Source organism: Undibacterium sp. (genome assembly GCF_030683615.1).
In the GTDB taxonomy this organism is placed as follows: domain Bacteria; phylum Pseudomonadota; class Gammaproteobacteria; order Burkholderiales; family Burkholderiaceae_D; genus Undibacterium; species Undibacterium umbellatum.
Genome location: NZ_JAUXQE010000033.1, coordinates 16719 through 40540, shown reverse-complemented (window position 1 = coordinate 40540; position 23822 = coordinate 16719). Strand labels below are relative to the sequence as shown.

At 49.2% G+C, this 23822-nt stretch carries 25 protein-coding genes and 1 tRNA gene; 14 read left to right on the top strand and 12 right to left on the bottom strand.

Translation table 11 applies throughout. The features are described from left to right. Window positions 1-46: 46 nt before the first annotated feature. From rfbF to Q8K39_RS16525, 4 genes are read left to right on the top strand one after another with little or no spacing between them, the layout of a single operon-like run. The gene (rfbF, locus tag Q8K39_RS16540; protein WP_186954685.1) at window positions 47-817 is read left to right on the top strand and encodes a glucose-1-phosphate cytidylyltransferase; all 771 of its coding nucleotides are present in this window, start codon (window positions 47-49) and stop codon (window positions 815-817) included. Then, complete coding sequence (gene rfbG / locus Q8K39_RS16535; protein ID WP_370868628.1) at window positions 781-1866, top strand: CDP-glucose 4,6-dehydratase; 1086 nt, start codon at window positions 781-783, stop codon at window positions 1864-1866. Before rfbF ends, rfbG begins: the two co-directional genes overlap by 37 nt. Before the next feature lie 30 nt (window positions 1867-1896). Continuing rightward, window positions 1897-2460 (top strand): dTDP-4-dehydrorhamnose 3,5-epimerase family protein, encoded by a 564-nt coding sequence (locus Q8K39_RS16530; RefSeq protein WP_305261892.1) that lies wholly within the window; start codon window positions 1897-1899, stop codon window positions 2458-2460. Continuing rightward, window positions 2457-3683 carry a class I SAM-dependent methyltransferase gene (locus Q8K39_RS16525; protein ID WP_305261890.1) on the top strand — a complete coding sequence of 409 codons (1227 nt, stop codon included), beginning with the start codon at window positions 2457-2459 and terminating at the stop codon, window positions 3681-3683. Before Q8K39_RS16530 ends, Q8K39_RS16525 begins: the two co-directional genes overlap by 4 nt. Window positions 3684-3695: 12 nt before the next feature. Here Q8K39_RS16525 and Q8K39_RS16520 read toward each other — a convergent pair whose 3' ends face one another. Next, window positions 3696-5351, bottom strand: coding sequence for a GGDEF domain-containing protein (locus tag Q8K39_RS16520; RefSeq protein ID WP_305261888.1), 1656 nt, complete (start codon window positions 5349-5351; stop codon window positions 3696-3698). A 58-nt stretch (window positions 5352-5409) separates the two neighbouring features. Continuing rightward, complete coding sequence (locus Q8K39_RS16515) at window positions 5410-6057, bottom strand: response regulator transcription factor (protein ID WP_186954689.1); 648 nt, start codon at window positions 6055-6057, stop codon at window positions 5410-5412. A gap of 166 nt (window positions 6058-6223) precedes the next feature. On the opposite strand from Q8K39_RS16515, the gene greB reads away from it, so the two are divergent. After that, entirely contained in the window at window positions 6224-6772 is a 549-nt protein-coding gene (gene greB, locus Q8K39_RS16510) for a transcription elongation factor GreB (protein WP_305261885.1), read from the top strand. Window positions 6773-6797: 25 nt separating this feature from the next. After that, window positions 6798-8150 carry a DUF3422 family protein gene (locus tag Q8K39_RS16505; RefSeq protein ID WP_305261883.1) on the top strand — a complete coding sequence of 451 codons (1353 nt, stop codon included), beginning with the start codon at window positions 6798-6800 and terminating at the stop codon, window positions 8148-8150. A gap of 9 nt (window positions 8151-8159) precedes the next feature. On the opposite strand, the gene Q8K39_RS16500 is transcribed toward Q8K39_RS16505, so the two are convergent. The 4 genes from Q8K39_RS16500 to Q8K39_RS16485 form a co-directional block, all read right to left on the bottom strand. Beyond that, window positions 8160-10262 (bottom strand): bifunctional (p)ppGpp synthetase/guanosine-3',5'-bis(diphosphate) 3'-pyrophosphohydrolase, encoded by a 2103-nt coding sequence (locus Q8K39_RS16500; RefSeq protein ID WP_230413792.1) that lies wholly within the window; start codon window positions 10260-10262, stop codon window positions 8160-8162. 264 nt (window positions 10263-10526) lie between these two features. Next, a complete protein-coding gene (gene rpoZ / locus Q8K39_RS16495) occupies window positions 10527-10730 on the bottom strand; it encodes a DNA-directed RNA polymerase subunit omega (protein WP_186954693.1) in 204 nt (67 codons plus the stop codon). 45 nt (window positions 10731-10775) lie between these two features. Then, a complete protein-coding gene (gene gmk, locus Q8K39_RS16490) occupies window positions 10776-11420 on the bottom strand; it encodes a guanylate kinase (protein ID WP_305261881.1) in 645 nt (214 codons plus the stop codon). Between the two features lie 126 nt (window positions 11421-11546). Beyond that, complete coding sequence (locus Q8K39_RS16485) at window positions 11547-12449, bottom strand: YicC/YloC family endoribonuclease (protein ID WP_305262045.1); 903 nt, start codon at window positions 12447-12449, stop codon at window positions 11547-11549. Between the two features lie 142 nt (window positions 12450-12591). Between Q8K39_RS16485 and Q8K39_RS16480 the strand changes: the two genes are divergently transcribed. From Q8K39_RS16480 to Q8K39_RS16445, 8 genes are all read left to right on the top strand, one after another. Continuing rightward, window positions 12592-13605, top strand: a complete 1014-nt coding sequence (locus Q8K39_RS16480) for a serine/threonine-protein kinase (protein WP_305261879.1) — start codon at window positions 12592-12594, stop codon at window positions 13603-13605. 91 nt (window positions 13606-13696) lie between these two features. Beyond that, window positions 13697-14632 carry a PP2C family serine/threonine-protein phosphatase gene (locus Q8K39_RS16475; protein ID WP_186954696.1) on the top strand — a complete coding sequence of 312 codons (936 nt, stop codon included), beginning with the start codon at window positions 13697-13699 and terminating at the stop codon, window positions 14630-14632. Between the two features lie 3 nt (window positions 14633-14635). Then, entirely contained in the window at window positions 14636-15373 is a 738-nt protein-coding gene (gene rph / locus Q8K39_RS16470; RefSeq protein ID WP_186954697.1) for a ribonuclease PH, read from the top strand. 26 nt (window positions 15374-15399) lie between these two features. Beyond that, a complete protein-coding gene (gene rdgB / locus Q8K39_RS16465) occupies window positions 15400-15990 on the top strand; it encodes an RdgB/HAM1 family non-canonical purine NTP pyrophosphatase (protein ID WP_305261876.1) in 591 nt (196 codons plus the stop codon). Beyond that, on the top strand, window positions 15987-17246 hold the full coding sequence (gene hemW / locus Q8K39_RS16460; protein ID WP_305261874.1) for a radical SAM family heme chaperone HemW: 1260 nt from the start codon (window positions 15987-15989) through the stop codon (window positions 17244-17246). The genes rdgB and hemW overlap by 4 nt, the downstream gene beginning before the upstream one ends. A 336-nt stretch (window positions 17247-17582) precedes the next feature. After that, window positions 17583-18710, top strand: coding sequence for an EAL and HDOD domain-containing protein (locus Q8K39_RS16455; RefSeq protein WP_305261872.1), 1128 nt, complete (start codon window positions 17583-17585; stop codon window positions 18708-18710). Further along, window positions 18711-20729: a bifunctional diguanylate cyclase/phosphodiesterase gene (locus tag Q8K39_RS16450; RefSeq protein ID WP_305261869.1), complete on the top strand. Its 2019-nt coding sequence runs from the start codon at window positions 18711-18713 to the stop codon at window positions 20727-20729. Window positions 20730-20770: 41 nt separating this feature from the next. Then, a tRNA-Ser gene (locus tag Q8K39_RS16445) sits at window positions 20771-20860 on the top strand. Between the two features lie 129 nt (window positions 20861-20989). Here the strand turns inward: Q8K39_RS16445 and Q8K39_RS16440 are convergent. Genes Q8K39_RS16440 through Q8K39_RS16415 form a run of 6 tightly spaced genes read right to left on the bottom strand, consistent with a single transcriptional unit; the run spans window position 20990 to window position 23821 of the window. Then, window positions 20990-22048: a tyrosine-type recombinase/integrase gene (locus Q8K39_RS16440; RefSeq protein WP_305261867.1), complete on the bottom strand. Its 1059-nt coding sequence runs from the start codon at window positions 22046-22048 to the stop codon at window positions 20990-20992. 6 nt (window positions 22049-22054) lie between these two features. Then, window positions 22055-22306: a DUF4224 domain-containing protein gene (locus Q8K39_RS16435; protein WP_305261865.1), complete on the bottom strand. Its 252-nt coding sequence runs from the start codon at window positions 22304-22306 to the stop codon at window positions 22055-22057. Between the two features lie 17 nt (window positions 22307-22323). Then, window positions 22324-23313 carry a phosphoadenosine phosphosulfate reductase family protein gene (locus tag Q8K39_RS16430; RefSeq protein ID WP_305261863.1) on the bottom strand — a complete coding sequence of 330 codons (990 nt, stop codon included), beginning with the start codon at window positions 23311-23313 and terminating at the stop codon, window positions 22324-22326. A gap of 19 nt (window positions 23314-23332) precedes the next feature. After that, complete coding sequence (locus Q8K39_RS16425) at window positions 23333-23521, bottom strand: hypothetical protein (RefSeq protein ID WP_305261861.1); 189 nt, start codon at window positions 23519-23521, stop codon at window positions 23333-23335. Between the two features lies 1 nt (window position 23522). Next, window positions 23523-23678: a hypothetical protein gene (locus tag Q8K39_RS16420; RefSeq protein WP_305261859.1), complete on the bottom strand. Its 156-nt coding sequence runs from the start codon at window positions 23676-23678 to the stop codon at window positions 23523-23525. Continuing rightward, entirely contained in the window at window positions 23675-23821 is a 147-nt protein-coding gene (locus tag Q8K39_RS16415) for a hypothetical protein (protein ID WP_305261857.1), read from the bottom strand. The genes Q8K39_RS16420 and Q8K39_RS16415 overlap by 4 nt, the downstream gene beginning before the upstream one ends. Between the last annotated feature and the right edge of the window lies 1 nt (window position 23822).

Genomic DNA, 23822 nt, shown 5'->3' with positions numbered 1-23822 from the left:
AGACCTGTCGTAAAATGTCGGAAATTTATAGTAAGGAGCAATACGCATGAAAGCGGTAATTCTGGCTGGTGGACTGGGAACGCGGATTTCTGAAGAAACCCATCTCAAACCCAAGCCCATGGTAGAAATAGGCGGGCGTCCCATACTCTGGCATATCATGAAGTCGTATTCTGCTCACGGCGTGAATGACTTTGTGATTTGTTGCGGCTATAAGGGCTATCTGATTAAAGAGTATTTCGCCAACTATTTTCTGCACATGTCGGACGTGACCATAGACATGCAAAAGAACCACATGGAAGTTCATGAGCGCCATGCCGAACCCTGGAAAGTCACCCTGGTAGATACTGGCGAAGAGACCATGACGGGCGGGCGACTCAAAAGAGTCGCACCTTATATTCAGGACGAAGAAGCGTTTTGTTTTACCTACGGTGATGGTGTATCGGATGTGGATATTACAGCATCAATCAATTTCCACCGCAATCATGGCAAACTCGCTACCGTTACGGCAGTTTTGCCGCCGGGCCGATATGGGGTATTGCAGCGTAATGGTGACGAAGTCCTGGGTTTCGTTGAAAAACCCAGGGGCGATGGAGGCTGGATTAATGGTGGATTCTTTGTCTTGTCACCCAAGGTGCTTGATCTTATTGATCACGATGGTATCACTTGGGAGCAGGGACCTTTGACTGAACTGGCGAGCGGACAGCAATTAATGGCATTTGAACATGCCGGATTCTGGCAGCCCATGGATACTTTGCGCGAGAAAAACCTGCTGGAAGAATTGTGGCAATCCGGCAGTGCGCCCTGGCGGAAATGGTAGACCGTATGCAGATGGACACCGATTTTTGGCGTGGCCGCAGGGTATTGCTGACGGGTCATACTGGTTTTAAAGGCGCCTGGTTATCTTTCTTGCTCAAAAATCTTGGCGCAGAGCTGACAGGATTATCCCTAGCACCAAATACTACGCCCAGCCTGTTTGCTGCATTGAAGCTGGATCAGGAGATGCGCAGCCATATTGGCGACATCAGGGATGCTGCCCTGGTCAGGCAGGTTGTGCAAGCTTGTCAGCCCGAGGTGGTTCTGCATCTGGCTGCACAAGCCCTGGTCAGGCCGAGTTACCGTGAACCACTGGCAACATTCGCGACCAATATCATGGGTAGTGCCCATGTATTGGAGGCTTTACGCGGACAGGACAGTGCCAGGGTCGCCGTGATGGTGACAACGGATAAAGTTTACCGCAATCTTGAGCAACCAGATCCCTATCCTGAAACTGCAGAATTGGGTGGCCATGATCCTTATAGCGCCAGCAAGGCGGCTTCAGAATTGTTGATTGCCAGCTATCGCGATTCATTTTTGGCAGAACAAGGATTGACGGTGGCTGTTGCCCGGGCTGGCAATGTGATTGGCGGTGGCGACTGGTCTGAGGACAGGCTGCTGCCAGACGCGATACGCGCATGGGAAAGTGGTCAGACTCTGCAAGTACGGCGACCACAATCAGTGCGCCCCTGGCAGCATGTGCTGGAGCCTTTGGCTGCCTATCTGTCACTGGCGCAAGCCGGGTATCAAAATGCCCATCTAGCCCAGGCCTGGAATTTTGGCCCCGATGGTGCTGCAACAGTGCGTGAAGTGGTGGACTTGGCCAGGCAAGAGTTTGGCCGTGGCGATGTCGATTTTGCCGTCAATGTTGAAGGTGTACACGAGGCTGGATTATTGTCACTCGATGCCAGCAAGGCCAGGGAACAATTATCTATAGAGCCGCGCTGGGATTTATCCGTAGCGGTATCGCGCAGTGTGCGCTGGTATGCAGACTTTTTGGCCGGCACGTCTGCACATGAACTGTGTCAGCGCGACATTGATGCTTACTTTTGAAGCTAATGCAAAGATTTTTGATGAAATACCATGTCTGAACGCTTCGACTTAATACCAACGCCACTCGCAGACTTGCATGTCTTGAAACGCAAACCTTTGGGTGATGAACGTGGTTATCTGGAACGCATGTTTTGCGCCGATGAGTTGGCGCAATTCGGATGGGTGCAAGCCATTAGACAAATTAATCGTACCTTGACCGTAAAAAAAGGCACGTTCCGTGGCTTGCATATGCAGCGCTCCCCCTATGCCGAGATGAAGCTGATTACCTGCCTCAAAGGTGAGGTATGGGATGTAGCTGTTGATGTTAGAAAAAATTCACTTACTTTCTTGCAATGGTATGCTGTCATCTTGTCGGCAGAAAATAAGTGCAGTTACTTGTTACCTGAAGGCTTTGCGCATGGATTTCAAACTCTTACCGACGATGTTGAAATGATGTACTGCCATAGTCAACGCTATATGCCTACACATGAGCTGGGCTTGAACATATTGGATGAGAAATTGAGAATCAATCTGCCTTTGGCAATATCTGAAATATCCGGGAAAGATCGTGCCTTCCCTATGCTTGACAATGAGTTTGATGGAGTAAGCGTATGAAATGCCGGCATTGTGATCATGAGCTGACAAAACCGTTTCTTGATCTTGGTAGTGCGCCACCTTCAAATGCTTATTTGCGCACCGATACGCTGGAGAATCCGGAAGTCTGGCTACCTTTGAAGTTGATGGTTTGCGATGCTTGCTGGCTGGCTCAGACTCTGGATTTTACTGGTCGCGAAAACCTGTTTGATGCAGATTATGCATACTTCAGTTCGTTTTCTTCAAGCTGGTTGAAGCATGCTGAGCAATTCGTGGTAGCCATGCGACAAGAATTGGCTTTGAACGAACATAGCCTGGTAGTAGAAGTGGCTGCCAATGATGGTTACCTATTGCAGTATGTGAAAGCAGCAGGCATTCCTTGTTTAGGAGTGGAGCCTACCACCAGTACGGCCAACGCTGCACGTGCCAAGGGCATTCCTGTCATTGAAAATTTTTTTGGTACCAATCTCGCGCAAGAGTTAAAGGCAAATCAGCAATCTGCTGATCTCACCGTTGCCAATAATGTGCTGGCACATGTACCTGATATTAATGACTTTGTTGCTGGCTTTTCAGCCTTGCTTAAGCCTCAGGGGGTGGCGAGTTTTGAATTTCCGCATTTACTGAATATGGTGCAGGAGAATCAATTCGATACGGCCTACCACGAGCATTACTCTTACCTTTCTTTGCATGCAGTTCAGGCTATTTTTGAAAAAAATGGTCTGCAGGTTTTTGATGTGCAGGAATGGCCTACTCATGGCGGCAGCTTGCGTGTTCTTGCGCAGCGTAGCGATACAGGACTGCGCAACCAGAGCGATAGCGTCGTCGCCATGCTGAAAAAAGAGAGCGCGGCAGGAATTACAGATGTCTCTTTTTATCAAAGCGCGCAAAAACAGGCGGAAAAAGCCAAATTTGAACTGCTGGAATTTTTATTGAATTGCAAGAAGGAGGAGAAGACGGTGGTGGGCTACGGAGCAGCAGCAAAGGGTAACACTTTGCTCAATTTTTCCGGCATCAGACCCGACCTTTTAACCTATGTTGTCGACATTAATGTTCATAAGCAAGGCAAATATATGCCGGGTAGCCGTATACCTATTTTGACTGACGCTGAAATTGCTGCAGACAAGCCGGACTATGTCTTGATCTTGCCTTGGAATTTACGCCAGGAAATCGAGGGGCAATTAAGCTATATCCGAGCATGGGGTGGAAAGTTTGTTACTGCCATCCCCACGCTGTCTATTTTTTAGTTGCCGGTGGACTTAGCTGGCCTTGATAACCCGGTTTTTCCCGGATTGCTTGGCTTCATACATGGCTTTGTCCGCACGTTTGATGGTGGCATCCTGAGCTTCGTGCGGATTGCGCAAGGCGACGCCAGCACTAAATGTGATGAATAGTCTTTGCTCGTTTGCTGTAAAGAAATGCTTGGTTAGTTCTCTCTGTACACGCATCATTGCCTGGGCCGCTTCATCTAGTTGCGTCTCGGGCATAATGATGACAAATTCCTCGCCGCCATAACGGGCCACTACGTCAATGGACCTCAAAGTTTGCTTGACGATGCGCACCAGATGCACCAGGGCTTCATCACCCGCTGCATGGCCATGGGTGTCATTGAGCTTCTTGAAATTATCCAGATCCAGCAGAGCGACGCATAGTGGAGTATTGCGACGGTCTGCACGATCGGCTTCGCGTTCAAATACGTCATCCATGCCACGGCGGTTCAAGCTGCCAGTGAGCTGATCTTCCCTGACCAGTTCGCTCATATGGGCAAGCTTGTTTTCCAGTTCCTTGATGCGCGCTTCTGCTTCGCTGACTTCTTTTTGTGCGGCGACTATCATGTCGCGTGAACGCAGGGTTTCTGACTGTACCTCTTTGGTTTCACTGAGTATGCTGGCAATCAAGGCACTGACTTCAGAGACCTCCTTGGCAGAGCTCAATTGCTGTGAATAAGCTCCCATTTTGTTCTGATAAGCACCAGTGCTATCTGCCATGGCATTTAATCTGTCGATAAACGCTGTCATCATGTTTTTGACAGAGGTTTTCGATTCGGCAATGCTGTTTTTCAGTACGCCTTGTTTGTAGATGACATCCTTCAGGCTACGCGTGGCTTCTTGCAGTGCGCGGTGATCAATCGGACCAGCAATCAAATTTTGTACGACTTCAATTTGGCCACGCAGCCAGTTATCATTGTCCAGCAAATCATGGATATTGGTCAGCAGCAGATCAAACAAGCGTAGCAGCAATTCCTGCTGTTCGGCACTATCCCCGCTTTGTAATTCAATTTGAAAGCATAATTGCTTGAGGCGGCCAGCAATTTGGTTAAGTTCCGCTTCATTGACTGCTGTTTTCACCGACATGCCCAGGCTTTCTGATTCACCAGCAAGCTGCGGTGTCGGCTTCAGCAAAGAAGTGAGGGCGAGAGTCAAAGTCCGGTACAGCAGATCCTTGAGTATGCGCAGGCGTGGGTCTTCAACCGGACCATCATCAACCAGGGAGATATTTTTACTGCTGACAGGCGCGGGCACTGGATCGTCAACCAGGCTGATATTGTTGCTCGGTGCTACTGGCGGTGCCGTAATACGCTCTGCCAGTAGTGTCAACCCGCGGCCATAGTCTTGCCAGTTGCCAGTCTTGATCGCGCGGCTGAAGCGTTGACCAAAGCTGGACATGTCACCAGTCGAAAGTTGTAGATTGTTGGCAAAATTGGCCAGTAAAATTTCTGCTTCTGAAATTTGTGGTGTTGTTTCTGGTGGAGGCGTGGCCTCTACCGGCGCGTCCGGGACGCCAGCGATGTCATTATAAAGCTTGCGATAGGCTTCTGGCGTTGGCGCAATTCTCTGTATCGCCAATTGTCGGAATGTCTCGCGTGCAATGTCAGTAGGGCTTTTGAATTGCGTATTATTTGGAGTTTTTGACATTTTGCTTTGCCAATGACCTTGCTAACAAGAGTATTGCTGACGACATCAATGTTGCCGTTTAATCTACAAGCTGATTTTTAATGGCGTAGTGCGTTAATTCAGCATTGTGCCGCAATTTCATCTTCAATAGAATTCTGGAGCGGTATTCGCTGATGGTTTTTACAGAAAGTGACAATTCTTTTGCAATATCGCTGACAGACTTTCCCGATGCGATCAAGGTCATGGTCTGGAACTCACGGTCAGACAGGGTTTTGTGCAGCGCATCTTCATGTTCTTGATTCAGGTTATTGGCCAGTTCTTGCGCAAGTTGCGTGCTGATGTATTTCAATCCGCGGGCTACCTGGCGTATGGCGTCCAAAATCTGCGTACTGCTGCATTGCTTGTTCAGAAAGCCAGAAGCACCTGCCTTCAGCGCACGTACGGCATATTGATCTTCTCTGTGTATAGAAAACATAAGTATAGCTAAACCCGGCTTCTCAGATTTGATTTGCTTTAATACTTCAATGCCGTTTTTGTCTGGCAAGGCAATATCGAGAAGCATGACTTCGAAATCGAGTTGGCGGCTCAGACGTATTGCTTCTAATCCAGCCTCTGCTTCTGCAATAACGGCGATATCTGTTGTGGTTGAGATAATGCTTTTTATCCCCTCCCTGACGACGGCATGATCATCGACGATGAGTACATTAATTGATGCTTTTTCTGTCATGCAAAATCCATTTTCTTAATCAGTCGACCTGACATTAGCTAGCAAGCTATCAATAGTGGTATTGAACGCTAATGGCAAGCACAGTATTCGTCTATTTTATAAGCTAAGTGTGGGCTTTCGGTGCCACAAAGAAAATTATTTTGGTCAACTCCATTACAATGTAGAAATGAGCAAAGCATTTATCAAAGAACCAGATTCTGACGACGAAGAGGAATTCGGCGCGCCAGCTATTCCTGCCGGTGTTAAAAACTATATGACGCCCCAGGGGCATCAGCGCATGAAGGATGAGTTTTTGCAACTCATGGATGTAGAGCGTCCAGAGGTCGTTAACATCGTCCACTGGGCCGCCTCTAATGGCGACCGTTCAGAAAATGGGGACTATATCTACGGTAAGAAGCGCTTGCGCGAGATCGACAGGCGCATCCGTTTTTTGACCAAGCGCCTTGATCTTGCAGAAGTATTTGACCCGCGCATACACCATGGGTCTGAGCAGATTTATTTTGGGGCTACTGTCACTTATGAAAATCAGCATGGTGAAATGCATACCGTCACTATTGTTGGCGTAGATGAATTTGATCCCCTGCAAGGCAAGATCAGCTGGATTTCCCCTGTCGCCAGAGCACTCATCAAGGCCAGGGTTGACGATACAGTGACGCTGCGGACGCCAGGAGGAATCGAGGAGTTGACCATACTTGAGGTCAATTATCCGGCATAAGATTTCTAATTTCCCGATTAATCCCATGTCCATTGCTTATTCCAAACTCAATCATCCCTTGCGCGTGCCGCTGGCGGCAGAAGTCCATTCCAGACCCTCGTTGCGGCTGCATGCCCCTGAGACATTAACACATCTGGCCATTTTTGCCCGGAGCGATGCCCATCTCGGTGGTGATAATCTGCTGACGCAGCAAGTCATACTGGGTGATTTTTGCCGGCACTTTGCCGTCGCCAGTCCCTCAGGGGATGCCAAGTATTTTTTCCATGATTTTGGTCGTTTCCGCCTTAAATGGGAATGCCATACAGAATTTGCCACCTATACCTTTGTAGAAAACCAGGCCGAGCAGCAAAACGAGGTCTCGCCAGAAATCGAGTTGGCGCAGGTGTTTGCGAATGCACCAATTCGTCATTTGCCGCAACAATGGTTGTTTGAGTTGCAAGAAAAAGTCATGGTGGCGACCCATGTGGCACTTATTCCTGCCGCACAGGCATTTAATCCTCCTTTGCCGGTAAAGCAGATATTTGAGGGTGGAGTGGTGGTGGGGTGTGAAGTTTTGAGTCGTGGCGAAGTATGGACTGATTTCCTGATCCAGGCTGACGGTTTCAGCCGCTTCGTCGTCAAGGACAATGGCTTTCTGGATCAGCAAGCCGGTCGTACTGTGCAGCGACTACTGGAGATAGAAACATATCGAATGATGGCCTTGCTGGGCCTGCCGCATGCGCAAAATGCTTCTCCCGTGTTGAATGACATAGAAAGTGAACTGGTTACCCTGACTGCAGCCATGACCATGACAGCTAATTGTCACGGTGAGGTTAATTCCACCGATGCTGAGCAAAGCTTGTTGCGGCAAATTATAGACCTGGCCGCCCGTACTGAAAAACTGGCTCTGGAAAACAGTTATCGTTTTGCTGCATCCAAGGCTTATTTCAAGCTGGTGCAGTCACGCATAGCCGAGTTGCGCGAATTCAGGATAGAAGGGGTGCCTACCATAGGTGAATTCATGGACCGGCGCCTGGCCCCCGCCATGAATACCTGTGAAGCTATCGTACGTCGTCAGGAGACGCTGGCAGAGCGTATCGCCAATACCAATGATTTGTTGCGCACCAGAGTGGGCATCGTTCAGGAACAGCAAAACCGCAAGATACTGCAAAGCATGAACGCCCGCGCTGGCCAGCAATTGCGCTTGCAGCAAGCGGTAGAGGGCTTGTCGGTCGTGGCGATCAGTTATTACGTGACAGGTTTGGTCTATTATGCAGGCAAGGGTCTCAAGGCCATGGATCTGCCCATCAATCCGGATATTCTGGCTGGCTTATCGCTGCCGGTGATTGCCGGTGCGGTCTGGTGGGGTTTGCGCAAAATGCACAAGACCATACACTAGCAGCCTTCTTTAACCGTGCTCTCGGACTATCCGCGTAACACCAGTCAAATGCTTGATGTTGCGCATGATTTTCGCCAGGTGAGTGCGGTCTTCTATCTGTATCGTGAAGTGAATATTGGTCATGTCATTGGCATCGCCGTCTTCCATGTTGACATGGCTGATATTCGCGTCTGATTCGCCAATTTCTGCGGCGATGCGGGCGAGGGCGCCGCGTTCATTCGTCACTGTCACAGCAATGCGGCAATCGAAGCGACGGTTGAGGTCTTCACCCCAGTTCACGTCGATCCAGCGGTCTGGCTCCTTGATATGCAGGCGCTTGGCGTGCTCACAGTCATCCGTATGTACGACCAGGCCCTGATCGCGCTTGAGCTGGCCGACGATGCCATCGCCAGGTATGGGTAGGCAACATGCTGCCAATTGCACGGACAAGCCTTCACTGCCATAAATGATGACTGGATCGCGCTTGTTGCTGATCTTGTCGCCATATTGCTGGAAAGGGATGGATGGTGAATCATCTTCCACCAGGTCGAGGATATGCCTGGCTACCAGTGCAGCCATCCGTTTTCCTATACCGATGTCGGTATGGATTTCATCCAGAGACTTGGCGCTGGATTCATTGAGCAATTTATCGACCAGGCTCTCTGGCAAATCTGGATTCAGATTCACCGACACTAGTGCTTGTGCCAGCAATTGTTTGCCCAATTCTGTTGATTCGTTCAGGTTGATCGTGCGCAGGTAATGGCGTATTGCTGACCTGGCCTTGCCTGTGCGCACATAAGTCAGCCAGTTTGGTGTCGGGCGCGAATTAGGGGAAGTGATGATCTCGACGATATCGCCATTTTTCAATTCAGAGCGCAAAGGTACTGGCTCATGATTGATGCGAGTGGCAATCGCCTGGTCACCAATATCTGTATGGATGGTGTAAGCAAAGTCCAAAGCTGTTGCTCCGCGTGGCAGGGCAATAATTTTGGATTTTGGTGTGAAGACGTACACAGAATCGGGGAATAGGTCAATCTTGACATGTTCCAGAAACTCGGCAGAATCACCAGTCTGTTTTTGTATGTCCAGCAAAGACTGCAGCCAGGCGTGAGTCCGCTGTTGCAAATCAGTCAGGCTGCCTTCTTCATTCTTGTACAACCAGTGTGCTGCGACGCCAGATTCAGCCACATGGTGCATATCACGCGTGCGTATCTGGAATTCCACTGGCGTACCATAAGGGCCAATCAATGTGGTGTGCAGGGATTGGTAACCATTGGTCTTGGGTATGGCAATATAATCCTTGAATTTGCCCGGCATGGGTTTGTACAAGGCATGCAAACTACCCAGGGCATAATAACTGTCACGAAAATCGCCGACCACGATGCGGAAGCCATACACATCCAGCACCTGGGAAAAACTCAGGTGCTTGTCATGCATTTTGCGGTAAATGCCGTACAGGGTTTTTTCGCGGCCATATACTTCTGCTTTCAGGCCAGCTTCTGCCAGCGCGGTCTTTACCGCGTCCATGATCTTGTTAACGACTTCTCGACGATTGCCTCGGGCAGCTTTAACTGCTTTAGACAGCGTACGGTAACGCATGGGGTAAAGGTGCGAAAACGCCAGATCCTGCAACTCGCGATAGATATTATTCAGGCCCAGCCTATGTGCTATAGGCACATACACGTCCATGGTCTCGCGTGAGATGCGGCGCTTCTTTTCTGACGACATGAAATCGAGGGTGCGCATATTGTGCAGCCGGTCTGCCAGTTTTACCAAAATCACGCGCACGTCTCTCGCCATGGCGAGCAACATCTTGCGGAAATTTTCTGCCTGGGCTTCTATCTGGCTCTGGAATTCTATCTTTTCCAGTTTGGAGAGGCCGTCGACCAGTGTGGCAACAGGTGCGCCGAAGCGTTCGATCAACTCGTCTTTTTTAACATCCTGATCTTCCATCACGTCATGCAAAAGAGCGGCCATGATGGCTTGCACATCCAGCTTCCATTCTGCGCAGATTTCAGCCACAGCGATGGGGTGGGAAATATATGGTTCACCAGATTTGCGTACCTGACCCAGATGCATTTCATCAGAGAAGCGATAGGCTTCCTTGACCAATTTTAGTTCACTGGCCGACATGTACTCGCTGACGCGATTAGTCAATGCAGTAATCGAAGCGACGCCGGTATTCGCTGACGACGCACGAACACTGTCTATCTCATCCAGATGGGAGTTGTGCTTATTGATAGCATTGGCTGGGCTGCGTATAGCAGCCAGCGCGACTGAACCTGAATCGGCCGGTTTGTTTTCCAGAGATGAATAACTATCATTGAGGTTCATTCTGTGATTCCCGACCGGATAAAGGCTTTTAGAGGTAGCGGTTAAGAATGCAGATGCAGTATCTTACATTGGCACTTTTTTCAGCATTTCTATGCCAACTTTACCTTCCGCGATTTCACGCAGGGCGATGACGGTGGGTTTGTCCTTGGAGTCAACCTTGGGTGTATGGCCTTGTAGCAATTGGCGTGCGCGGTAAGTGGCGCACAGTGTCAACTGGAAGCGGTTAGGGATTTGTTTCAGTGCATCTTCAATAGTAATACGTGCCATGTTTTTTCCTCGATACAAACTAGATAACTAAATTGGATTTGCGAATCAATTCGCATTGGCGTGAATGCCAAGTTGGGCAAACAGCTCATGGTGGCGTGTTGCCTGTTGTGCAAATCGGCAGCGTGTTGCCTTCACGATTGCATTCAATTCTGACAAGGCTGTTGCAAAGTCTTGATTAATAATAACATATTCGAACTCTGGGGAGTGGGCCATTTCACCGCCGGCAGCCAAAATCCGCTTAGTGATGACATGCGGCTCGTCCTGGCCTCGCTTTCTCAAACGTTCTTCCAGTGCTGGAATGGAGGGCGGCAAGATGAAGATGCCAACTGCTCCAGGAAATTGTTTTCTGACTTGTTGCGCACCTTGCCAGTCTATCTCCAGTAGAACATCTGTACCCGAACGCATCTGTTCTTCAATGATAATACGTGAAGTGCCATAGTAGTTGCCATGCACCTCAGCTGACTCCAGAAATTCTCCCTGAGCCTTGCGCACCAGAAAATCTTCTGGTGTCGTGAAATGGTATTCGCGACCATTTTGTTCACCAGGGCGTGGCGGACGGGTGGTGTAGGAAATCGATAATTTGATGGCAGGTTCCTGCGCCAGCAAGGCATTTACCAGGGTGGACTTGCCAGCACCAGAGGGGGCGGCCACCACAAACAGACTGCCGGCAGTCGAATTATTGGTTTGCATGAGATTCCTCCAGTGTGGTTATTGAGTTTATTTACAAGGCAAAGGGACGAGCATATTTACAGCCCGTTTTTATCTCGAAACATTTCCCAAGAAAAAGAGTGCGCGAGTATAAGCAAATGCGCCTGTTTATTCAAGGTTTTGTACTTGTTCGCGCATTTGTTCTATAAATAGCTTCAATTCCATGGAAGCATCAGACAATTCCTTGGATGCTGCTTTGGAGCCTAAAGTGTTCGCTTCACGATTCAGTTCCTGCATCATGAAGTCCAGTCTTTTACCGACTTGGCCGCCTTTTTTCAGGATATGCCTGGTTTCTGTCAGGTGGGCAGACAGGCGCGCCAGTTCTTCCGCAACATCCACGCGAATGCCATACATGGTCACTTCCTGGCGTATGCGGTCCAAAGCTTCTTCACGCGTAATAGTCTGGCCAGCATTGCTGCCGCCTGATTGTAGGGCCAGCCCCAGTGCCTCCTCCAGCCTGGTAGTGGCTTTTTGCTGGAATTGCTGGACGATCTGCGGCATCAACGGCGTGATTCGGGTGACGATTTCTTCCATGGCCGCAATGCGGCTCAGCAGTACTTGTTCCAGTGCTGCTCCTTCACGTTCACGGCTAACAATAAATGCTTCAAGCGTCTTGTTGATAGTGTCATTAATGGCAGTCTGCAAGAATTCAGCATTGATTTCGCTTTCTTCTATAACGCCAGGCCAGCGCAGGATCTCATTCGTGCTCAGCGGAGCGGCATCAGGAAACTGCGGCTTGAGGCCAGCCTGAAAACTGGAAAGCTGCTCAAGTAAAGTTGTATTAAGACTCTTATTGTGTGTTTCTGTCAGTTTTTTGCCAAAGCTGAAGCGACACTCCACTTTGCCGCGCGCCAGCTTGCGCGTTATCGCTTCGCGAAACTGTGATTCAATCGAACGAAACTCGTCATTAATGCGAAATTGTAGGTCTAAAAAGCGAGAATTGACGCTTTTGATCTCAATAGTGATGGTGCCAGCATCGGTTTCATTAGTGCTGGTGGCATAACCTGTCATGCTAAAAATGCTCAAGGTATTTCCTTAAAAAAGCGCGAACTGTGGATTAGATTGGCAAAATTGCGCATTAGACACTAGGATATTCTTTACAAATACCGCAATAATCAACACAATCCGTTTTGTATAGTGAATTGGAAGATTGATGGCCGCACAAAATAACGCACCTCTGCCAGATGGACTGGAAATCGCCGGATATCGCATTGTAAAGAAAATTGCGTCCGGTGGCTTTAGTATTGTATATCTGGCTTCTGATGAAGATGGCAACGCAGTTGCAATTAAAGAATATTTGCCAAGTTCCCTGGCATTACGCCAACAGGGCGAGCTGGTTCCGGCTATTTCCAATGAAAACCTGCCGATTTATCGGATAGGTTTGAAGTGTTTCTTTGAAGAGGGGCGTGCACTGGCACGTATCTCTCACCCTAATGTGGTCAGTGTTATCAATTTTTTCAGGGCCAATGAGACCGTCTACATGGTCATGGCTTATGAATCTGGCCGCTCACTGCAAGAACATATCCTGCGCCGTCGCGACAAAGGTGAAAAGCCGTTGGTGTCAGAACGATTCATTCGTCGTATGTTCAACCAGGTCATGAACGGTTTGCGTGAAGTGCATACCAATAAATTGCTGCATCTGGACCTGAAGCCTGCGAATATCTATCTGCGTTTGGACGGCACACCGATCTTGCTGGATTTTGGCGCAGCCCGTCAAACCCTGAAAACCGACATCCCCAAGCTCTACCCAATGTATACTCCTGGTTTTGCCGCGCCAGAGTTGTATCTGAAGAATGGCAATCTTGGTCCCTGGACTGATATATACAGCATTGGTGCCTCGATTTTTGCCTGTATGGTTGGTGCGCCACCACAACCCTCAGATCAGCGCAAGACCAGCGACAAGATGGAAGGGCATTATCGCAAGCTGGAAGGTTTATACTCCACAGAACTGATCGAGGTCGTACGCTGGTGCCTGCAACTTGATCCACTGGAGCGGCCGCAAAGTGTATTTGCCTTGCAAAAAGCCCTGGCTATTCAGGCGCAGCCACAGCGCGAATTGACTTTCATGGAGAAAATGACATTGAAATTCAAGACCTTGATTGGCAGTGGCAAAAGAAAGAAAGTAGAAAGCGACCATACCACAATACAGGAAAGTACCCTGAATTGAATTCCGCTTTTGGCCAAAACCCTGGGTAAACTATATTGGTTTATCCTTTGTTTTGTTTATATTAATAGTTTTCATAAGTTTTTAAAATCTCATGCGTTTTTCCGTTTATCAAGAAAGTCATATTGGTGGCCGCAAGGTTAACCAGGATCGGATGGGGTATAGCTTTACCCGCGATTCGATTTTGCTTTTGCTGGCGGACGGCATGGGTGGTCATATCATGGGCGAAATGGCCGCTGCCATCGCCATGCAAACCATAGGCAATTTGTTCCAGCAACAGGCTCACCCTATGATAGGACGGCCGGAGCGCTTCATGGAAGACAGCTTCCTGGCTGCCCATCAAGAGATACATCGTTACCGCGCCATCAATAATTTGCCGGAAACACCGCGTACCACCATCGTTGCCTGCCTCATACAAAATGGCTATGCCTATTGGGCGCATTGTGGTGATTCACGCTTGTACTGGATGCGCCAGGGGCAGATTTTATTGCGTACCAAGGACCACTCCCGTCTGGAAACTCTGATTGCCCAAGGCAAAGTCGATCCTGCAGAAAGACATACCCATCCTGACCGCAACAAGTTGTTCAACTGCCTGGGCGCTCCCAACGCACCTATCGTTGAATTATCGCGTCGTGCTGTTTTGCAGCCTGGCGATTTGTTATTGCTATGTTCTGATGGCCTGTGGTCAGTCTTGCCTGACCATATGCTGGCCCAGCGCCTGCATGATCACACCATTGTGCGTGCGGTGCCCGAGTTGATACGCTCAGCTGTCGATATCGCAGGCAAGCAAAGCGATAACGTCACAGCCCTTGCCATGATGTGGGAAGGCGATGATCGCATGGATAATTCCACCATCATCTCTACCAATACTTTACCTATCGGCTCTGTTACCACTACCATACAGGCACCAATCGATGCTGAAATGGAAGTCACAGACGGCGATGTTTTCAATGATGCGGAAATTGAAAAAGCCATAGCAGAAATTCGCAACGCGATACACAAATCATCACGCATCACTTCTAAGAATTAAATCATGTCAAACTCATTTCGCCCTAGTGGGCGCGCACCGGACGCACTGCGTCCGGTGGTTATCAGCCGCCATTTTACCAAGCATGCCGAAGGTTCTGTCCTCATCGAATTTGGTGATACCAGAGTCATATGTACAGCCAGTATCGAAGATAAAGTCCCAGGTTTCCTAAAAGGCAAAGGACAAGGCTGGATGACTGCAGAATATGGCATGTTGCCACGCTCCACTCATAGCCGCATGGATAGGGAGGCTGCCAAGGGCAAGCAATCTGGCCGCACGCAAGAGATCCAGCGTCTGATAGGGCGCTCCCTGCGTTCTGCCTTTGATCTTGAAGCCTTTGGCGAGCGCACGCTGCATATTGATTGCGATGTCATTCAGGCTGATGGTGGCACCCGTACAGCATCCATCACTGGTGCCATGGTTGCCGCATACGATGCGTTTTCCAAACTGGTAGAACGTGAACTCATCCCGCGTGTACCACTCAGGCATTTTGTGGCGGCGATATCGGTGGGCGTATATCAATCGCATCCTGTGCTGGATCTTGATTATCCTGAAGATTCACAATGTGACACCGACATGAATGTCGTCATGACAGAGCACGGCCACTTTGTGGAAGTGCAGGGGACGGCGGAAGGTGAAGCGTTTGACCGCATGACAATGAATACCTTGCTCAATCTGGCGCACGACGGCATCACTGACTTGATCGCCTTGCAAAAAGAAGTATTGGGTTTGCAGGTAAGCTGATTGTAAGTATAAACATAAGTACAAGCATGAGTAAAAACCAGAAAATAGTCCTGGCTTCGAATAATCAGGGCAAACTCAAAGAGTTTTACCAGATATTGTCCCCGCTGGGGATAGACCTCAGGGCACAGTCTGAATTTCAGGTACCTGAGGCTGAGGAACCATATCCCAGTTTCGTGGAAAATGCCCTGACCAAGGCCAGACATGCATCCCGCCTGACAGGCTTGCCAGCACTGGCCGATGACTCCGGCATCTGCGTCAATGCCTTGCAAGGCTCGCCGGGCGTGCTTTCTGCCCGCTTTGCAGGTGAGCCCAAGTCTGATTTGCGCAACAATCAAAAACTCATCGCAGATTTGGCTGGCGTAGCAGACAAGTCGGCCTATTATTATTGTGTGCTGGTTTTTGTGCGCTCAGAATTCGACCCGCAGCCAGTGATTGCCGATGGCATCTGGGCTGGTGAAATTATCGCAGATGCCCGTGGTGAAAACGGCTTTGGCTATGATGCACACTTTTTCATTCCCAGTTTGAACAAGACTGTGGCTGAACTCGCAGCAGCAGAAAAGAATCAATTGTCGCACCGTGGGCAAGCCTTGCGCGCCCTTGTTGAAAAACTGAAATGATACCCATCAAGCCCATAGCGGCAAGCCAGCCTGTACAAAAAAAATCACCGGACTTATCGAATATCCCCGGTGATGTGGCCAGCCAGTATCTTGCACCAGGTAGTCTGAACCTGACCCAGTTGCCGCCGCTATCGCTGTATATCCATTTCCCCTGGTGCGTGCGCAAATGTCCTTATTGCGATTTCAATTCGCATGAAGTCAAAGGCAGTTTCGACGAGTCAGCTTACCTGGATGCCATGCGCGCTGATCTTGAAGCTGCCTTGCCATTGATCTGGGGTCGCAAGATATACACCATTTTCATTGGTGGCGGCACACCCAGTCTGATGTCGGCGGCAGGTCTGGACAGGTTGCTTTCTGACGTGCGAACGCTGTTGCCACTTGATGGCAACGCAGAAATCACCATGGAAGCCAATCCCGGTACTTTTGAAGCAGAAAAATTTCGCTCTTACCTTCAAAGCGGCATCAACCGCTTATCGATAGGTATACAAAGCTTCAACTCCAAACACTTGGCTGCTTTGGGTCGTATCCATGACGGTGTCGAGGCGCGTCGCGCCATAGAAATTGCACAGGCGAATTTTGATAACTTCAATCTGGACTTGATGTTTGCTTTGCCAGGCCAGACGCTGGATGAAGTAAGAGAGGATGTGGAAACAGCGATCTCTTTCGCACCGCCGCATCTGTCGCTATACCACCTGACGCTGGAGCCAAATACCTATTTCGCCAAGTTCCCCCCAGCCATACCCGATGATGACCTGAGTGCAGAAATGCAGGATATTATTCATGGTCGCATGGCGGCAGCAGGCTATGGCAATTATGAAGTCTCTGCTTACGCACAAGCGGGCAGGGCATCAAAACATAATCTGAATTACTGGAACTTTGGTGATTACCTCGGCATAGGTGCTGGTGCGCATTCAAAAATCTCCTTCCCACATCGTGTGATACGCCAGGCGCGCTATAAGCAACCCAGGGCCTATATGGATGCAGTTGCAAGTGGTAATTGCGTGCAAGAGTCGCTTGAAATCCCAACGGATGAAATGGGTTTTGAATTCATGTTGAATGCACTGCGCTTGCAGCAGGGTTTCAAGGTCAACCTGTTCCAGGAACGCACAGGCATGTTGCTCAACACAATAGAAAAAGAACTATTGATTGCAGAGCATAAAGGCTTGCTTTATCGCGATCATGAAATTATTTGTCCTACGCCATTGGGCAAGCAATTTTTAAATGACCTGCAACAAATTTTCCTTGGTGGCGACTAAGTCAAGCACCTGCATTAATCGAGAGGCATAACATATTTGCTACTTGTCTTATTGGTGAAATCTAAAATATCTTCTATGCTGATAGGTAGCTAGCAGTGTTTGCAAGATCTGCTGCAAAATCACCAGTACAGCAATTTAGCGCCCATTTTCTGATAATTGTGTCAGATAGCTTCAAAAAGTATCAAAAAACCTCACCTGCCGCTTTAAATTGTGTTGCAATTGGTTAATTCCCAAACTAATATCTGTACCAATTTTTGTAACAATTTAAGTACGTTTTTTATGATACTGGCCCGTGGAATTGGCACTTTTTTGCCTGTAATGAATAGCAAGCAACAATTGCTTGCCCTACAAGCTGATTTTGGCACTTTGCCTGTCAGTGAAGCGATTGGCATCCTCCAGTTTTTGCAAGAAAAAGAAATTTTCTCCAAACTCATTGGCATTTCAGTTTTGATCAGGGTTCCAGATCCAGTTCTTGTGCCGGCAGACATTGATACGCGCTTGCCATTGGCGCGCGTACTGTTCTCTGTGCCCTCCAGATCGGCAGACGATAAAGATAGACAGTCCAGGCTCAAGTATTTCAGCTCTCATGGGGCACGTATCGTTATTGATGATATTGAGACCAATGCCATTTGGGAAGGCGCAAGTAAAATTAGTGTTGACTGTAGTAAGGGTATTCCAGCGCATGTCAAACCCTTGATGATACGTCTGCAAGGTGGCAATCATATAGCGCAAAACTTGCCAAATTCAGCTTTGCTGGCGCAAGCTGATGAAGCTGGCTTTAAATGGTTCTCAGGCGATTATGCATTTAATCCACCTGTCCACAACAAGGCCGCAGATGCAACAGCCAGAACCCGCCTGCTCAAGCTGTTGGGTTTGGTTGCTCGCGATGCCGAATCGCGAGAGTTGGAAGAACTATTCAAGCAGGATGCGACACTCTCATTCATGCTCTTCAAGCTGGTCAGTTCCGCTGCCTTTGCACAAACCGTGCGCGTATCCAGCTTTGGTCAGGCCATTAATTTGCTAGGGCGCAGGCAATTGCAAAGATGGCTGCAATTATTGTTGTACGCCCGCCAGCAAGATCACCATGGTGGGTTAAATCCTTTAATGCCACGCGCTGCTTTTCGCGCCAGCCTGATGGAAGCAATTTGCCTTAAACGTAGCGGCAGTAAAGATGAACTGGATTGTGCCTTCATGGTCGGCATGTTTTCCTTGTTGGATAAATTGTTTGGCAATCCTTTGATTGAAGTCTTGCAACCACTGAACCTGAATTCTGAAGTGTTGAGCGCTTTGCTGCAAAAGACAGGTGCCTTGGGCAAGAGCCTGGATCTGGTCGAGAAGGCTGACCGGCCATACAAGGACTTTACTCCTGGCTTGATTGAAGAACTTGGCTTGAGTGCCGACGATTATTATGAATGCGTGATCACCGCCTATGCGTGGGTTAATCAGGTTTGTCAGGACATGTAGATGACCAGACTGCCTGCGATAGATGAACTGGAAGTCGGTGCCAGCCTTGGCGAGGCAGTCTTGTGCCTGCAAGGTGAAGAGCTGGACGCCGCGTTAAATCGCATAGTCAAAGAAGTTTTCCATGGTGCTGATGCTGCATTCAAACACGGGAAGATCGATGCGCAAAAAGCACGCGACGACGTGTTATGCATGACATCGCCTGAAACCTATTACATATTGTCCGGAAAAAAAGGGCACATCAACGAAGCCGACCTCGCAAAATTAAATACACTTGCCAGCCTCACGGCCAAGTTATTTTCCAGACGTGCCCAACTTGACCAGGAAATGCAGGCATCTGCCCAGGCCCAATGGCAACAGACCCAGATCATCGATCAAATTCATGAATCTATTGTGACCATGGATCTGGCAGGCTTTATCCTGAGCTGGAACCGTGGTGCAGAAAAGCTGTTTGGCTATGCTGCGCAAGAAGTGATAGGTAAGAACATCCTGTTTCTGTATGACGGTGAAGATGAAACTGGCATGCAAATGTATGACAGTTTCCTCGAGCACGGCGGCCGTGAAATGGAAGTGCGCCGCAAGAAAAAATCAGGTGAGGTTTTCTGGGCCAGCCTCAATCTTTCTCCCTTGTGTGATGCCCAGGGTTTGCCCATAGGCATCATAGGCTACCTCAGCGATATCACTGCACGCAAAGAAGCAGAACAAAAGATTAATCACCTGGCTTATTACGATGGCCTCACCAACTTGCCCAACCGCAGTCTGTTCCGCCAACTGGTTGATAATGCGCTACTGCATTCACAAAGAAATAACACCAGTGCCGCCATCATCTTCCTGGACCTGAACCGCTTCAAACTCATCAACGACACCCTGGGCCACGATATTGGCAATGAATTGCTAAGCCAGGTCGCCGCCAGGTTTTTGCTTACCTTGCGCGAGAACGACATCGTTGCCCGTTTAGGTAGCGACGAGTTTGCCATTGCCGTGCTAGACATCAACCAGCATTTTCATGCCAGCCTGGTGGTACAAAAACTCTTGCACACCCTGAATGATGCCTTCATCGTCTCTGGACATGAGTTGCGCGTCGGTGCCAGCATAGGTATCAGCGTCTTCCCCCAAGATGGTAACGACGCCAATGTCTTGCTGCAAAAAGCCGACATTGCCATGTACAAGGCCAAGCGTAGTGCTGGCAATGTATCCGGCAGCTTTGTTTTTTACAGCGACAGCATGAACCAGAGTATCGCTGGCAGGCTGTATCTTGAATCCAGCATCCGCAAGGCCCTGGAAAACCAAGAATTCTATTTACAGTACCAACCCAAAGTTGATATACAAAGCGGCAAAATCATCGGTGCTGAAGCCTTACTGCGCTGGCAACACCCGGAAAAAGGCTTGATCTCCCCGGCAGAATTCATCCCCGTCGCAGAAGAAACCGGCCTGATCCTGCAAATAGATGCCTGGGTACTGGAAACCGCCTGTGCCCAGGCCAGGGAATGGCAAGACAGCGGCATAGCGCCATTCCGCATCGCAGTCAATGTCACAGCAAGAGAGTTCACCAACAGCCTGCCGATGCGCATTAAGGAAGCATTGCAACGCTATCAGATTTCACCTCAATGGCTGGAATTGGAAATCACCGAAAGCATGCTCATGCACAGCACGCAGAGCGTGATTGCCATCATGGAGCAAATCACCGCCCAGAACGTCATCCTGGCGCTCGATGATTTTGGCACCGGCTATTCCAGCCTGTCCTACCTAAAGCGATTCCCGATAGACACGCTTAAGATAGATCGTTCCTTCATCCTCAACATCCCGAGGGACCAGAACGACTGCGCCATCGCCAGCGCCATTATCATGTTGGCCAAGCAGCTCAAGCACAAAGTCATCGCCGAAGGCGTAGAAACCCGCGAACAACTGGCTTTTCTCATCAACGCCGGTTGCGACGAAGTGCAGGGCTACCTCTATTCCCGCCCCGTCAGCCCCCAGCAATTGATTGCTTTGCTGGATAAAAACTTCCATTTCGACATTTGAGCCTTGCTCATGCCCGTCACTCAGGTTATACTATCAGGCTCGGAAGCTTGGCAGAGCGGTTGAATGCACCAGTCTTGAAAACTGGCGAGGTGTTATAGCCTTCGTGAGTTCGAATCTCACAGCTTCCGCCAACGAATACGAAAAAGCCCTTGATAATCAAGGGCTTTTTTATTTTCAGCGACTGGGAAGAGGGCGCTTTGAATGCGAAATTTCGCAGGCTCATTTAACAAAATGCGGAAAGCCTTTCCGCAACTACCCACTTATCTAGTCGGTTTGACCGACTCGCCAATACGTCGATACACAGTTTCAGTTATCTGTTTGTCACTATGCCCCAATAATTTGCTGGCATCGTGCAAATCTGATATCTCGCTGGCCGCTTTGGGGCGAATGTCCCTAAACTGGAATTGCATAATCGTGCTGGCCATATCCTCGTCACCCGCAAACCTTGCGTTTTCCGCCGCAGCAGATCGGGCGCGCTCAAAGCGCAGGCGCAAGGTCCATTTGTTCAACGGCTGATCCTGCATCGTTGTGATAATGTTCGATTTATTGATGCGGTGAGGGCGGCTCAAGATCCTGTCCAAAACTTTACCTAGCTCAGAGCGTATACCGTCCTGCTCCAGCACAATGCGCAAAAACTTCTTCGTCTTGCCTTGTTTAACCAGCAAGGCTCCATCCTGTATATCTGCCACCTTCATTTTCAACACATCACCTGGCCGTTGACCGGTCAGATAAGCCAGGTCCATTGCGTCTTTCAACTCGTCGCATGCAAGCGAATACACCGCGTCCCAAATTTTCTTCGATGCATAAAAATCCCGTGGTTCCTCCTTATTCTTGCGTACACCCCTGCAAGGATTCTCACGCGACGTATAACCCCATTCCCGCGCAGTGTTAAAAATATGCGACAACAACGCCAGCTCTCGGTTTGCCCTGATCTTGGCTGACCGGGTATCTCGATACATCGCAATCATCTGCGGCGTAATCGCATCAATTGGTGCCGTATCAAACACGGACCGCAGCTGCTTGATCGAGTCCATATTATCTTTTTGCGTACTACGCGCCTTGCCCGGCAAAATATGTCGGATATACCGGTCAAACACATGGCTCATCAAACTCGTATCCAATGGTGCAGTAACACATTCCAATTCAGCCCACTTACGTTTTGCCTCGTTCAAATCTCTACCTAGCGGAATTTCCTTACGCTTTCCATCTTCAGTGCGCGCATTGTAGTAATAGCCCACCCAATCTTTGCCCCCCTTTGTAGGGCGAACACGCATCAGCATGCGTGGCGGAAGATCTCTTGCACTCTTTTTAGGTCTCATACTAACTCACGATAATTTAGAAAAATCAGGCACCCATGGCGCTGCAGGCGCAAAACTGGCAGGATTCACGCCCGCCAGCTTCAAGCGGGCATACAAGCGGCCCACGACTGGTTCCCCGTTACGTTTCAAGTGATATACCCAGCCATTATTTACCAGCCACGTCACCTGGTCGTGCCGGCGCGGGCAGCCGGTGATACTTGCCAGCTCATCGCTGGTCAAGGTCTCCGACTCTACTTTTGTTTCAAAAATTGAGCTCATATTCGGTTTTATATTGGTTATTCGCAAAGGCCGTAAGCGGACGAGCAAGCGGTCGGCTCGTCCAGATCTGCCAACAAGGAAAACTGCCTACCACCTCGGCTTGTTTTGGCCCATTCAACGACAGATAAAATCGTCGATGCCTGGCCCTTGTGTCCCTGGGTACCAAGGTGAAAAAATGAGACAGGCGAACGCGGCCGACAGACTTCAGAAACTAGCGCCTCCCATTTGGCAATGCGCTCTATGTGTTCTGGGAACCGCTTTGCAATAGCGTGCAACTCTGCTTTGCTGCAATTGATGCAGGGCATACAGCCAACCCGCGTCATACCTTGCTTGTATAGAGGGTTTGGCTCAATACCAGCCAATTCATGCGCTAAAAACACATCACGCACGTTCCAGCGCAGTATCGGCCTGTAGTTGAAAAGGCCTCCGCCAACGACTTCAAACGATTTCACGCATGCGCCAGTTCCCTGCAGGCGCGCCCGCCTTGATTGGCTTTCATCAATGCGTACACCTTGCCAAGACCAGACCGCATGTTCATCGTCAATGACATTCATGCAGTATTCGGTTAAAGGGATCGTTTTCAGATACTCGGTGCAAAATTGACGTTTTCTAGAGGGAAAACCACCCTTTAGCATGCACATATCAAGATAAGGGTTCCCGGTGGTGTAAAGCAGCTCTAATGCCCGTGCTGCGGCCTCTGGCGTCCAGTTGTATTTAAACTTGCGCTTCCCATAAATTGCAGACTCTGGTTCGCCTGCAGCAATGCGGGCCAGGTTGGCACGCTTAACAGCAAATTCGTCTGAAAAATCGGCGCGCACGACATCTACCTTAATATTCAACGCCGCCGGAAGGTAAGACAGCGCATATTTATATGTTTCTTCGTGTTCGTTTCCAGTGTCAGCAAAAACAAACCGGCAATTTGCTATGCCGTGCTGCTCGATGGCGAGTATTGCCGTCGCTGTACTATCTTTGCCGCCAGAAATTGAAACCACATGAATTATTGACATTTGTATTTTTCCGTAGTGATCAGCGAGGCGCAAAGCCATTATCAGCAAGCCCATCAGCCACCTTCAACGCACCTTCTTGCATCAAATAGGCTTCGTCGATATTGGCAGCAAGCTGCTTAAATTCAGAAAACCCGATACGCTTAAAAAATTGCGCCAATGCCTGGGCCTGATCCGCATTCATGTACGAAGTAATTTTCACCGTTCTCATTTCACTGTACCCCTACGTTTTCATTCACGATTACTTCCACTGTTTCAGTATCGATACCCAACAACCGGGCAACTTCATCAAAGCGGGCCGCGTTGGCCTTGCCTGGTGCATAGGTGATGGCGAACACCTGCAAAATACGATGTTTAGGCACAATCATTTGTCACCTCGCCACGGTTTGACTGTGACGCCACAGGCACCGAAAAAGTCATAGGCAGCGCCAAAGACAGCGCAGGCGTCCTGTGCAATGGCGATGTATTCATACTTGCTGGTGATCGTTCTTACAAAGACTTGAAAGCTCATA